Genomic DNA, 13,507 nt, shown 5'->3' with positions numbered 1-13,507 from the left:
CAGGTCATCGGCCCGATCGTATCCATCGAACCCGCCCACTCGAAGATCCGACGCGATGGCTACACCGGTAAGACGAATGCCACGAAGATCAGGTAGTTCGGAGGCATTCTGGCTGACGCGTGCGGTCCGGCGCCGGATCTCGCGCCGGTCGGCGCGTGCCCGCTGCAGCTGAGAGCAAGAGCCCGGAGCTGGTATTCCAGGAGATCTTCGCGCACCTGGCGGTCTACACCGCGGGCTGCGGGTCCTGATGCACGCCGCGGTGGTGAACCGCGGCGAGCCGCTGGATCCCGACCAGGGCGTCCGTCGCCGCCGCCCTACGGGTGGTCTGGCGCAGTGTCGCCCCTGTGTCCGGGGCTTTCCCCTCTGATCATCTCACGGCTGAACTCGCTCACCTTACCCGTGAGCTTCAGGAAGAGATCAACCCTGTGTGTCGGCTCCGCTGCGTGGTCCGGCAGGCAAAACGGAAGATGTCCCGTTTCCTGTAGTGGAACCCCCAACGACCACGGCCTCCTCCACCCATCCGCCGCCCGGCTGAAACTGTGCAGATCATCCGGGCGGTCGGACCCCTACCAGACCCGCAAGTCAACGGCATTGCGCCTGAAATCCCGACTCAACGCCGACGGTCCAGGTCTGGCATCCCACACGTCCGGAAGGGAGGAAATTGGTGCTGGGAAGGAAGCCCGATTACCAGCCCTGAGCGTAGAAAGAACATAAAAGTGTCGGATATCACAGGCATGTTCATGTGCTGGTAGCCGAGGCAAGAATGTTCGGAAACCCAGTCAGGCGCGCCATGGTGAGGTGCGCACGCCCGGCGTAGGGAGAGGATCTCGTGAGCCGCTCGAGAACTACTGCAGCGCGCGGTGCGGCCTGCCCAGCTGGATCGGACAGCCTTCTGACCTGCGGCGATGATGCGGCGGGATCCACGGGCCAGGGCCTTCTGTCAGGTATGTCCGGGCCCGTGGACAGCGCCGTGCCCAACAGCGTCACTGCTGCTGAACGTGTCAGTGTTCCTCAACGTGTCATCGGGCCTGAGCGTGCCACCGCAGCTGGATACGCCGCCGTGCGTGAAAGCCCCAGCGGACCTGGGTGCTCCAGTGGACCCGGTGTCGCCACCGCGCTCGATGGTCTGGATGACCTGGTCGACACCGACCGTTATCCTCTCGCGCATCCGGCGAGTGCAGCCTGGCACGACCTGGCGGCCAGAGTCCGTCGAGAGCTGGAGGCAACGGGTTGCAGCGTCCTCACTGAATTCGTTCGCCCCGATGCCCGTGAGACCCTGCGCGCCGAATGCACTGCGCTTGCTCCGTCGGCGTACTACCAGGCCGAGACGGTCAACGCATACAACATTGACATGGGGACGCCGCTACCCGAAGATCATCCCGGGCGTATCGCCATGCGGCGCGGAAACGCGTTCGTCGCGGCCGATCTCGTCCCCGGCGGTGTGGGCATACGGCGGTTGTATTCCAACGAGTCTTTTCGACGGTTCGTGGCAGCCTGCTGCGGGCTTGATCGCCTCTATGAGCTGGCGGACCCGCTGGCCCAGCTGTGCCTCAACGTCATCCGGCCCGGAGATGAGCACCCCTGGCACTTCGACACCAACGAGTTCTCGCTGAGCCTGCTGATCCAGGAGCCGGAGGCAGGCGGGGTCTTCGAGTACTGTCCCGACATCCGGTCCACCGAGGCCGAGAACCTCGAGGCCGTGTGTGACGTCCTCACCGGTCGAGATGACCGGCGGACACAGCGCCTCACGCTCCGTCCCGGTGATCTCCAGCTGTTTCGAGGTCGCTTCTCCCTGCACCGGGTCAGCCCGGTGCAGGGGGGCACCGCCCGTCATTCGGCGATCTTCGCCTACTGCGAGCGCCCCGGTGTCATCGGTAGCGTTGCGCGCACGAGGCAGCTGTTCGGCCGGGTGCTGCCCGAACATCTCGAGGCCGCCGGCCAGGCGGCTCGCGTGCGGGGCGACAGCCTGCTCGACTGAGCCGGTGATTGAACCGGCGATCCGATCGCGCAGGCCGACCACGCCCGTGGCCCTCGACCCGCCGGCGCGGTGTCGGCGTGCTGATCGGCTGGTCCGCGTTCATGGGATCTGGCATCCCAGAGCCGGCCTCGCGACGGCGAGTCCGGTCCCGACCATGACCTGCAGGAGCCTGACCTGTGCATTTCGATGCCACTGGCAAAGTCTCACTAGATCACATCTACGACCAGCCTGACCCGCGAGCGTATTTCACGACGCTGCGTACGCTCGCCTATCAGGTCCCCCAAATCGCCAGGCCGTACTTCATCGAGACCGTGGCCGACTACCGTGCAGCAGGCCGCCCGATGCCCGGTGATCCTCCCGGACGTCACCCGTCGCCGCTGAAGATCCTCGACATCGGTTCGTCCTACGGGATCAACGCGGCACTGCTGCGCTGCGGGGTTACCCTCGAACACCTGTACGAGCGCTACGGTGCGCCCGAGGCCCACGGCTACACCCGTGACGAGCTGCTGGCCCGCGACCGCGAACTTGTCCGTTCCACCAGAGTGTCCCCGCCACCCACTTCCAGGCGTCCGAGCTCCGACGGGTGTTCGGGTGGCTCCCTGCCGCCTGGTGCGGTGTTCGTGGGCCTCGACGTGTCGAACGAGGCCCTCTCCTACGCTCTCGCGGCAGGCTTTCTCGACGATGCCGTGCACGCCGACCTGGAGGCTGCGGATCCCACCGAACGGCAGCGACGGCAGCTTGCCGGCACCGATCTCGTCATCTCGACCGGCTGCCTCGGCTATGTTGGCGAACGAACCATCTCCCGGGTTCTCGACGCCATCGAGGCGGCTGACGGAAAGCGACCGTGGATGGCGCACTTCGTACTGCGGATGTTCCCGTTCGACGCCATCGGGGCGAGTCTCGCGGAGAGGGGATACGAGACCGTCACGCTCGACCGCATGTTCCGCCAGCGCAGATTCGCTTCCGCGCAGGAACAGCAGCTCGTGCTGGACAGTCTCACCACGGTGGGCATCGACCCGCACGGCCTGGAGAGCGACGGTTGGATGTACGCCCAGCTGTACGTGTCACGCCCGCGCGGCAGCTCCGCCGCACACACCGCCAGCGCCTCCGCCGCGGCTACCGCCAGCACCTCCGCCGCGAGTATCGCGAGTACCGGCACTCCGGCATCGGTATCCCCGGCGCTGGTTCCGCCATCAGCAGGAGCCCGACGGCCGTCGGGCCACCCGTCCCACGCCCCCCGAGGTCACGAATGACGCCGAACGCCCCGTCACCGAGCAGCGACGCGCCCGAGGTCATGGCAGCGGGCCCCCGGCAGGCGAGCCCCGTAGCATCCGAGGCCAGGTCGCAATGGTCGACCACCGGTACGTTCGTCAACGACGACCGGCTCCCGCGGGTGCCGCTGCCCACCCTGGACGACACCTGCGCCCGGTTCCTGCAGTGGTGCTCACCGTTGCTGACCCCGGACGAGCTGGCAGCCACCGAGACGGCCCTCGCCGCGTTCGCCCGCCCGGACGGCCCGGGCCGTGCCCTGCACGCCGAGCTGGAGCGCTACGACGCCACCCCCGGCGTACACAGCTGGCTCGACGCGTTCTGGGCCTCGCGCTACCTGGGGCGGCGTGACCGCATCGCCCTCAACGCGAACTTCATCTTCCTCTTCGAGGAATCCGACGCCGGTCAGACAGCCCGGGCCGCGGGGCTGATCGCCGCGGCGCTGGACTACAAGCTGCGCCTCGACGCGGAGGCGATCGAGCCGATCATCCAGCGCGGCCAGGCGCTGTCGATGGACCAGAACCGGTTCCTGTTCTCGACGACCCGTATCCCCGGGCAGGTGCAGGACACCGTCCGCACCCCGTACAGCGAGCCGTCACCGGGCCCCTCCACCGCACGCCACATCGTCGTCTTCCACCGCGGCCACATGTTCCGGATGGACGTGGTGGGCCCCGAGGGGCATCCGCACACGCTCGACGATCTCGAGAACGGCCTGGACGCGATCCTGAAGGCGGGGGCAGAGCGCGCCGCCCCGGAGACGTCGGTCGGCCGGCTCACCACCAAGGCACGTGCCGCCTGGGCGACGAGCAGGGACTCGCTGCTCGCCTGCGACCCGGGCAACGAGACTGCCCTCGACACCGTCGAGACCGCGTTGTTCTGCCTCTGCCTCGACGACCTCACACCCGCCGATGCCAAGGACGCGTGTGACAACCTTCTCCATGGCGACTGCGGCAACCGCTGGTTCGACAAGTCGGTGTCCCTCATCGTCTTCGCGGACGGCAGCGCCGGCATCAACATCGAGCACTGCGGCCTGGACGGGACGACCGTGCTGAGCCTCGTCGACGACATGCTCGGCGCTCCGGCGGCCGAGCACTCGGCCCGGTCGGGCGCCCGCTCCCAGGGCGTGCCCGCCGTCCGGCCGGTCACGTTCACGCTGGACGACGACCTGCGCGCGGACGTGCTTGCCGCAGGTGACGCGTTCAGCGCATACGCCGCCGCCACGGCCACGGCCACGCTGTCGTTCGACGACTTCGGGTCCAACCGGGCGAAGAGCCTGCGGATCTCGCCGGACGCGTTCGTCCAGCTCGCCTACCAGCTGGCGCACAACCGCTCGAAGGGCCTGGTCGGCGCCACCTACGAGTCGATCGCGACCCGGCAGTACCGGCGCGGTCGCACAGAGGCCATGCGGGTCATCACGCCGGAGATCCAGGCGTTCGTCCGGGTGATGGACGACCCGGCTGCCGACGCGGCCACCCGGCTGGCCGCGCTGCGGGCCGCGGCCGATAAGCACGTCACGCGGGCGCGGGACTGTCAGGCGGGACGGGCTCCGGAGCAGCACCTCTGGGAGCTCCAGTTCATCCAGGCCCGCCGCGGCGAGGCGCTGGGGATCACCGAGCATCTCGACCTGTTCGACGCCCCCGGCTGGCTGGTCACCCGGGACGACTACCTGAGCACAAGCTCGGCGCCGTCCACCCACATCCAGTACTTCGGATTCGGGTCAACCAGCAACAGGTGCATCGGGATCGCCTACGTGCTGCTGCCGGACCGCTTCAACGTCTACCTGAGCACCCCGAGCGTGGTGGCTGAGCAGATGCACTCCTTCGCCGGACATCTGCGGACCGCCCTCACCGAGCTCCAGGACCTTCTCGAGGCCGGCTGAAACGTCGATCCGCCCTGCTAGGCAGTTACCAGAAGGAAACGGTGGGTGTCTGGCTGCTTAGGGTGATGCCGCCTGCATGGGTGGGTGCGTCCGGGTTCGAGCCCCGGATGGCCCACCACGGGCACAGTTTCTCGACGAGGCTGGTGGCTTCGATGACGAAATGAGCTTGATCGCTCCTCGCCGGGGGGATTCGGTTCAGGCGGGCATGGTGCTCAGCGCGCCGCCGTCGACGACGAAGGCCGACGCGTTGACATAGGAGCTGGCCGGTGTCGCCAGGAAAGCGACGGCAGGACCGGGTGAGCAGCTCCAGCGCCGCCTTGGAAGCGCCGTGGGCACCGCCGATCGGCGCCGGCCGTTTTCACGGCCGCGGCCTTCACGACCACTCTTGATGGCTATCGGCTGCTGCTCGCCTGGGCGCGCGAGCAGTCCCGCCCGAGCCGGCCGAAAGCGCACGCGAGCAACTCGCCAGATTCACCGATCCCACTCGACAAGCCATACCCGTGGTGGCGGCTTTTCCGTGTTAGCTGGTCAGGTCCAGGGCCACCTTGAGCCAGCCAGGACGGCGCAGGTCGAACTCCTCGTAGGCGGCGAGCACGTCCCGCATCGGCTCATGCTGGGTGACCATTTTCTGTGGGTGCACCACTCCCGACTCCACCATATCCAGCAGCTTCGGGATGTACCGCGGATGGTTGCCGTTTCCCATGTTGATGGTGAGGTTCTTGTTCATCGCGGTGCCGATCGGGAAGAACCTGTCGGTCGGCGGATACACCCCGATGATGCCCAGCGTGCCTGCCTTGGCCAGGCTCTCGACTGCCCAGGAGTGGGCCTGCGTCGGCGCGTCGCCAGGCTTCCAGTGTCCGTTGTGCGCGTGAGTCTCGGGGGCGATCTGACGCAGTTCCTCGCGGTGCTGATCGTCCTGTTCGCGGGCGCGGGCGGCGGCGGGGCCGGACTTCGGGCTTTCCGCGTCCACCCCCACGGCGTCGATGGCCCGGTCGGGACCGATACCGCGTGTCAGATCCAGGATTGCCTCGACAGGGTCCTCTTCGTTGAAGTTGACCACCTCGGCTCCGAGCGCCTGGGCACGGTCGAGTCGGTCGGCGTGACCATCGATCGCGATCACCCGCGCGGCGCCGCGCTGGAATGAGGACAGAACGGCGAACTGTCCCACCGGCCCGCAGCCCCAGACCGCCACCACGTCGCCATCCGATACTTCCGCGATGACTGCGCCGAAGTATCCGGTGGGGTAGATGTCCGACAGCGGGATCGCCTGATCATCGGAGATCGAGTCTGACAGCCGGAACAGATTGGTGTGGGCGTAGGGTACGCGGGCGTACTCAGCCTGCAACCCGTCGAACGAGCCATTGTCCCTCGGAGCGCCGTAGAAGGCAGATCCGGTCCTGCGGCCGTACGGGTTGATGTCGTCACATTGGGCGAAATAGCCGCTGCGGCAGTAGGTGCAGGAGCCGCACCCGAGGACGGCGGACAGCAGCACCCGATCGCCGCGCCTGAAGTTGCGGACGCTCTGGCCGACCTCTTCGACCACGCCGACCCCTTCGTGCCCGATGATGAGGCCCGGCTTCATCCCCGGTACTGTGCCCCGGACGAAATGAAGATCCGTGCCACAGATCGCCGCGGTGGTGATGCGAACGACGGCATCGGTCGGCTGTTCGATCTTCGGTTCGGTGACGGTGTCAAGGCGGATGTCGCCCACGCCGTGCCACACGACTGCTCTCATCACCTTCCGCTCCTTCCGTTCTTCGGGCGCGCAGTACTGATCGCGATCTCCCGCCGGTCCGACTCACCGCGGGCCTCAACTCCGCCGACTTTCGTTCCAGCATCGACGACCTGGCGGGCGCATTCCATCGCTACAGGTAACTATGGCCCGAGTGGGACGCCGGCGCCCGGCGAGACGACCGGGCAAGGGGCTAAAGAATGACATTTATTTCGAGGTCGCGGATGCCGCGCAAGGGTGTTATAGGCGGCAGGACGGGCATATGGCGACAGGTCGGCTACCGCGGTGACCCTTGGATTTTCCGCACGATGAGTGACGGGTCGTCCGAGACCGTTCCCGCGTAGGCCCTCCGTGATCGTTACTCTGACGGTTCCCTGTAGCCAAGATCAGGTTTGGCTGCCGAGTCCGTCCGGCCTGGGGAGGGCCCGTCCATCACTAGCCGGGTCTTCCGCACATGGGGATTCGATGCTTTGACCTGCCTGGTTGGTGGTCAAGGTGGTCGGGTCGGGTCGGTGCCGAGGATGTCGAGGAGGTGTTGGTGAAGGCGCGGTGGGCGGGGGATGTAAGCGGGCTGGCCGTCACGCGCGGGCATGAGGCGCAGTGTGTTGAGTGCGCCGAGGACGAGCGCGCCGGTGGGCCGGGCGGGCCGGCCGGCGTAGAGGCCGGGGATCTTCCCGTCCGGGCCAGCACCGAGCCGTGCCTGGCGCTCGATGAGCGAGAAGACGAGCAGCGCCAGGCAGATGACGTGGATGAGCGCGTGGATGCGCTGGTTGGAGTGCAGGAACATCGGGGCGACCGCGAGCGGGCCCTTGAACGCGCCGTAGCGCCGTTCGACGACCTCCTGGCCCTTGTAACGGGCGAGGACCTCGGCCGGGCCGACGTCGTCAGGCAGGTTGGTCAGCAGGGCGTACCAGCCGTCGGTGGCGGCCTCGGCGTCGAGCGCGGCCTGGTCGAAATGCCAGGTCAGGACAGGTTTCCCGGTGTTCGGGTCGGTGCTCGTCTCGGTGAGGAGGTAGCCGGCGACGCGGCGTTTCGCCGCGATCGTCGCGACGCGGGCGGTCACCGCGGCAACGTCGCGGTAGAGGTGGTGGGAACCGGCGGCGTGGGAGAGCCGGTCGAGGTCGTCGCGGGCCCGGTCGAGTTTGCTCGACCGGGCAGCCCGCGCGGCGTGCGCGCGGGCCGACGACCAGATGTAGACCGTGCGCACCGTGAGGACCGGGTCCTTCTTGCGTGGCCCGCGCAGCGTTGTCACCCCTTCGCGGGCCCGGTAGGAGGCCCGCTGGTGAGCGAACCTGGCCTGGTCACGGTCGGCGACGTACTCGACGATGCCAGCGCTGGCCCAGTCCAGCCCGGCGAGCGTCGAAGCGGGCACCACGGGTTTCGGTGCCGGAGCGAGGAACTCCACCCCGGCGTCGATCAGCGCGGTCAGGTTTCCGTAGGAAACGAGCTTGCTGTCTCCGACCAGCAGGAACCGCCGTTCGCCGGCGATCGTGGCCAGGGCGCGCATCGCGCCGGTGACCTGGGCGACCTCGCCGGCGCCGCCGTCGTAGGCGCGGTGGACCAGCGGGATCCCGCCGTCACCGGTGACCGCGAGCCCGGTCTGGACCTGTTTGAGGTCGGGCCGGCGGTCCTTGGGATGGCCGTATCTCGGGGTCGTGTAGTCCTCGTCGACCTCGGGGTAGGCGCCGTGCAGCGAGATCGACGTCATGTCCCAGTGGATACGGGAGACGTCGAGGCCGAACGCGGCGATCGCCGCGGCACCGACCGAACCGACCACGGCCTCACAGACCGGGGCGAGCGCGTCAAGCGCCCGACCGACCCGGTCGTCGTTCAACACGTCCGGCGCGATACCGAACATCTCCTCGACCGCCCACTGGCGTGCCCACCGCTCGACGTGCAGCAGCGGGGTCGGCGAGGTCAGCCGGTTCGCGACCAGCGCGGCGATCACGTCACCGTGGGTGGCCCGGTTGACCTTGTCACGCATCGGGGCGAGTCGATCGATCGTGCCCGCGACATCGAGACGGGCCAGGTAGTCACGCACGACGGGCAGCGCGCCGAGCGGCTTCTCGACGCTCGGCGGCCCGTAGTCCATCGCGACCGACACAGCCAGGAACAGTCCCAGGCCCGTCACTACCGATCGCGACCATCCCGACGTGATCCGAACAAGACATCAAGCAGCTGTCTCACCGCACGCACGTGCGGAAGACAGGACTAGCGGCGCTGGGTTGTGCGCGATTCGGGAGAATTCGGCCCTGTGAGCAGCGGACGGGCGGGTGGAGCGTCTTAGGGGTATGCGAACACAACCAATGACTACGCCGTGGCTTTCGGTGGCCGGGTCGACTGTCGCGGGCTGTCCGTCTCCTGACGGGTTCTGGGAGGCCTGACCGTGGACAAGCAGACCGGCGACGCGACTCTGGATTTCGTCCTGTGAGCTGGTCTTTTGCGCATCCATCCTGCCGACGCGGGTTCCGTCCCGCAGGTAAACGCGCAGGTCACCACCCAAATCGGGGTTCTGGAGCCCCACAGCGTCGGGGTTGCGCTGCGTCGACGAAAGTCCCAGGTCCAGGTGCGGCGCGCCCCGGGAAGGTCAGGTGGTTGTGCCCTTGCCTGAGATGTAGGTCTGCCAAGCGATGAGCGCGTCAGCTCGCCGGCCAAGCTGTGGACTTGGTCTCGAGGTACTGGTCGAAGCCCGCATGTCCTTTGTGCCTGCCGATGCCGCTGGCCTTGTAGCCGCCGAAGGGCATGTCCGGGCCGGACGCCAGGCCACCATTGACGTGGACGGTGCCCGTCCGGATACGTCGGGTCACCGCCAGCGCCCGTTCCAGCGATCCCGACATCACCGCGCCGGACAGGCCGTAGGAGCTGTCGTTGGCGATCCTGATCGCGTCCTCGTCGTCCTCGAACGGGATCACCGCCAGGACGGGCCCGAAGATTTCTTCCTGGGCGATGGTCATGGAGTTGTCGACGTCGACGAACAGCGTCGGTTTGACGAAGTACCCCTTGTCGAGCCCTTCGGGCCGCTCGGTGCCGCCGACGAGAAGTTTGGCTCCCTCATCGATGCCCTTGCGGATGTAGCCGAGCACCCGCTCACGCTGTTTTGTCGAGATGACCGGTCCGGTGACGGTATCCGCCTGCTGGGGATCACCGACCTTGACGCCCGCGTACATGGCCTCGAGCAGGGCTACGCCCTCGTCGTAGCGGGAGCGGGGGAGCAGCATCCGGGTCGGGATGGCACAGCCTTGGCTGGCGTGGACGCATGCGGCGATGCCCATCCTCGTGGCGGTCTGCAGGTCGGCGTCGTCGAGCACGATCGTCGCCGATTTGCCGCCCAGCTCCAGGAACAGTCGTTTGAGGGTGGCCGCACCCTTCTCCATGATCCGTTTTCCGACGGCGGTCGACCCGGTGAAGGAGATCAGGTCGACTTTGGGGGAGAGGGTCAGTTCCTCGCCGACGAGGTGGTCCGACGCCGTGACGACGTTGACGACTCCAGGCGGGAAGTCGGTGTGTTCGGCGATGAGGCGGCCGAGGCGGGTGGCGTGGAACGGGGTGTCCGGCGCAGGCTTGAGCACGACCGTGTTGCCGGTGGCCAGCGCCTGGCCGAGTGCGTGCAGTGCGATCTGGAGCGGGAAGTTCCAGGGCACGATGGCCCCGACGACGCCGGTCGGCTCGCGCCAGATCCTCCGCGATGTCAGCCTTCCGCTTCGCTCGTCGACCGTGTTACCGAGGTCGGTCTCCCAGGGGTAGGTGTCGATGAGCTTGGTCGGGTGGCGCAGCGCGTTCGCCAGCGGCGCGTCGAGCTGTTCGCCGTTGGTGATCGTCCGCGGGCAGCCGACCTCTGCGATCAGCTCCTCGCGGAACTGCTCGCGTTCCGACTCGAGCGCCTTCTGTAGCTGGGAGAGGCAGAGCTTGCGCAACGCGCGGTTCGTCGGCCAGTCGGTCTCGTCGAAGGCCCGGCGGGCGGCGTCGATGGCGCGGTGCATGTCGGTGGCGGAGGCATCGGTGACCTGGCCGAGCACCTCCTCGGTCGCCGGGTTGACGTTGTCGAACGTCTTGCCGGTCGCGGCCTCGACGAGCTTGCCGTCGATGAGCATCCTCGACTCGAACTGAGGTCTGTCAGCCACTGCTGTCTGCTCCTTCCGTCCGGCGGGTTCGCCCGCCGTGCCCGTCTAGGCAGGGGTGAGTACGACGACGGGGATCACTCGCTCGGTACGTCGCTGGTAGACGTTGTAGTTGGGCCAGATGTCGGCCATGATCCTCCATAGCCGTGGCTTTTCCTGCTCGGTTGCGGTGCGGGTGGTCACCGCGATGTGGTCGGCTCGGATCTGGATCTCGGCTCGAGGATTTGCGGTGAGGTTCAGGTACCAGGCTGGGTGCCGAGGTGAGCCGCCGGTGGAGGCGATGACGAGGTAGTCGTCGTCGTCGCGCCCGAAGATGAGCGGCGTGGTACGTGCCTCGCCGGTGCGCCGGCCGGTCGTGGTGAGCAGCAGTATCGGGACGGTGTTCCAGAGGTAGCCGACCTCGCCGTCGGTCTCCCGGTAACGGCGGACGTGTTCCGCGCCGAGCAGGGTCCGGTCAGGTAGTTGGAAGTCGCTCTCAGCCACGGGTCGCTCCTCTCAACCGAACAGCACGGGGATCGCTGTCGGGCCGCGGTGGTACATGCCGATGATGCGGGGAGGGTTGGCGTCGGGATCGAGCCGAAGGTTCGGCAGCCGGTCGAGCAGGGCGCCGATGCCCGTGTACATCTCGGCCCGGGCGACATGCATCCCCAGGCACACGTGGGGTCCCCCGCCGAACCCCAGCGACGGCTTCGGTGGGCGGGTCACGTCGAACTCGTCGGGCCGTTCCCAGCGGCGGGGATCCCGGCTGCCGGCACCCAGCGCGAGGTGCAACACCGCGCCCTTCGGAAGATGCGCGCCGTGGAATTCAACGTCCTTGGTCAGGAACCGGGAGAACATGGGATTGGTGGGCATCCACCGCAACGACTCGTCGATCGCGTTACGCAGCAGCTGCCGGTCCCGGCGTACCGCGTCGAGGATTTCCGGGCGCTGTAACAACGCGGTCAGTACAATCCCCATCTGTCGCCATGTCGTGCCCGATCCCGCCATGAGGAGCAACACCGCGAACGAATAGATCTCGGCATCCGACAGGCGGTGAGGGTTCCCGTCGTCGTCCTGCACCTCGGCGTCGACCAGGACGCTGATGAGATCGTCCTCGCGAGTCTCGCGGCGGGCGGCGATGATCGGCGCCAGCAGCGGTACGAGCCGCTCCGGGCTACTCAAAGCCTCCCGGATCGCGATCGCCTGCTCGACCGCCACCCCGAAGCTGCCCGTGATCGTCAGTACCGGTACCGCTGCGGAGAAATCGACGTTCAGGTCCGCAGAGCCGTCGCCGGCGAACCAGTCGATCAATGCGTGTACCGTCGTTTCGATCCACTTCTCGGTCCACCAGGCCATCCGCGGTGGCACGAACGACGACTGCACCAGCCTCCGGTAACGGCGGTGCTGGGCACCGGCCATGGAGAATATGCTGTTCAGTGGAGCGAGCCGTCCGCCCTCGAGATCGACCGCTACCGGCGACGAAGCAAAAACCTCCTGGTTCTTCAACGCCTCGTCACACGCCGCGAACGTGAACGCGGTGAAGTGCGGCCGGTCCTCGAACGGCAACCCTTGAAACAACACCGGGCCGCTGAAACCCGTCAACTCGTGCAACGTCCCGGGATGTACCGCTGCCAGCTCCCGAAGCTCGTGCCACCTCGGGTACGGGTCTTCCTCATAGCCCGCGACCGTGCCGAGGTTCGCTTCATTGCGGAGATCGAAAACCTCGCGCAAACGCGCCCGGTCAAGCAACACAATGCTATCTGGTCTGGTCATCTCGCTACATAACCTCCGTCGACCGGTAACAACACACCTGTGATATTCGCCGCCCGGTCCGACACCAGGTACACCGCCGCCTCGGCGCAGTCCTCCGCCCTGATCGGCTTGCCCAGCGGATGGATTGACCCGACCCGCTCGGCGTACTGCTCGAGGGCGTCGGGCGGAACCTCTGTTCCGCCTGCCGCCGTGAAATTGGTGGTGTACGGCATGCCGGAGGGGCAGATCGCGTTGACTCGGATGCCGAAGGGTGCGCATTCGATGGCGACGCCGCGGGTCAGCTGGTGCACGCCACCCTTCGTCGCTCCGTATATCGTGTCGCCCAGGCCGACCAGCCCGGCTACCGACCCGGTGTTGAGAATGACGCCGCCGTCGCCTTGCTTCTTGAACTGCGCCACCGCGTACTTGCAGCCGAGGAACACCCCACGGAGGTTGACCGACGTGATGCGCTCGAACTCCTCGATAGTGTGGTCCTCGATCGTCTTGCCGCGGCGGGGCGCTGGAATGCCGGCATTGTTGAACATGATGTCGAGCCGGCCGAACCGCTCGACGGCCGCGGCGACCGTCGCGGCGACGTCCTGTTCAGATGCCACGTCGCATTCCTGCGGGATGGCGACGCCGCCAGCAGCCTCGATCTGGCGCACGGTCTCCTTCGCCCACTGGAGCCGAATGTCAGTGCAGACGACGAGCGCACCCTCTTTGGCGAACCGCAGGGCCGAGGCGCGGCCGACGCCCGACCCGGCGCCAGTGATCACCGCGCTCTTCCTTTCGAGTAACAC

9 protein-coding genes are annotated in these 13,507 nt (G+C 67.4%); 3 read left to right on the top strand and 6 right to left on the bottom strand.

Annotated features, from left to right (window positions below):
- Nucleotides 1-1,126 precede the first annotated feature (1,126 nt).
- The 3 genes from FRANEAN1_RS26615 to FRANEAN1_RS26605 all read left to right on the top strand — a co-directional run bounded on the left by FRANEAN1_RS26615 (nucleotide 1,127) and on the right by FRANEAN1_RS26605 (nucleotide 5,126).
- A complete protein-coding gene (locus FRANEAN1_RS26615; protein WP_041256564.1) occupies nucleotides 1,127-1,978 on the top strand; it encodes a hypothetical protein in 852 nt (283 codons plus the stop codon).
- 176 nt (nucleotides 1,979-2,154) lie between these two features.
- A complete protein-coding gene (locus FRANEAN1_RS26610) occupies nucleotides 2,155-3,231 on the top strand; it encodes a hypothetical protein (protein ID WP_020462858.1) in 1,077 nt (358 codons plus the stop codon).
- Nucleotides 3,228-5,126: a choline/carnitine O-acyltransferase gene (locus FRANEAN1_RS26605; protein ID WP_020462857.1), complete on the top strand. Its 1,899-nt coding sequence runs from the start codon at nucleotides 3,228-3,230 to the stop codon at nucleotides 5,124-5,126. The genes FRANEAN1_RS26610 and FRANEAN1_RS26605 overlap by 4 nt, the downstream gene beginning before the upstream one ends.
- 520 nt (nucleotides 5,127-5,646) lie before the next feature.
- Here the strand turns inward: FRANEAN1_RS26605 and FRANEAN1_RS26600 are convergent.
- From FRANEAN1_RS26600 to FRANEAN1_RS26575, 6 genes are all read right to left on the bottom strand, one after another.
- Nucleotides 5,647-6,861: a zinc-dependent alcohol dehydrogenase gene (locus FRANEAN1_RS26600; RefSeq protein WP_020462856.1), complete on the bottom strand. Its 1,215-nt coding sequence runs from the start codon at nucleotides 6,859-6,861 to the stop codon at nucleotides 5,647-5,649.
- Nucleotides 6,862-7,348: 487 nt separating this feature from the next.
- Nucleotides 7,349-8,989 (bottom strand): IS1634 family transposase, encoded by a 1,641-nt coding sequence (locus tag FRANEAN1_RS26595; protein ID WP_347176769.1) that lies wholly within the window; start codon nucleotides 8,987-8,989, stop codon nucleotides 7,349-7,351.
- A 508-nt stretch (nucleotides 8,990-9,497) separates the two neighbouring features.
- Nucleotides 9,498-10,949, bottom strand: coding sequence for an aldehyde dehydrogenase family protein (locus FRANEAN1_RS26590; protein WP_041256563.1), 1,452 nt, complete (start codon nucleotides 10,947-10,949; stop codon nucleotides 9,498-9,500).
- Nucleotides 10,950-11,024: 75 nt separating this feature from the next.
- Nucleotides 11,025-11,459, bottom strand: a complete 435-nt coding sequence (locus tag FRANEAN1_RS26585) for a nitroreductase family deazaflavin-dependent oxidoreductase (protein ID WP_020462853.1) — start codon at nucleotides 11,457-11,459, stop codon at nucleotides 11,025-11,027.
- A gap of 12 nt (nucleotides 11,460-11,471) precedes the next feature.
- Nucleotides 11,472-12,728: a cytochrome P450 gene (locus FRANEAN1_RS26580; protein WP_020462852.1), complete on the bottom strand. Its 1,257-nt coding sequence runs from the start codon at nucleotides 12,726-12,728 to the stop codon at nucleotides 11,472-11,474.
- Nucleotides 12,725-13,507 (bottom strand): SDR family oxidoreductase, encoded by a 783-nt coding sequence (locus tag FRANEAN1_RS26575; RefSeq protein WP_049796021.1) that lies wholly within the window; start codon nucleotides 13,505-13,507, stop codon nucleotides 12,725-12,727. Before FRANEAN1_RS26575 ends, FRANEAN1_RS26580 begins: the two co-directional genes overlap by 4 nt.

Origin of the sequence: Parafrankia sp. EAN1pec, from assembly GCF_000018005.1 — a bacterium.
Classification (GTDB): domain Bacteria; phylum Actinomycetota; class Actinomycetes; order Frankiales; family Frankiaceae; genus Parafrankia; species Parafrankia soli.
This window is presented reverse-complemented; position numbering and strand designations above follow the sequence as displayed.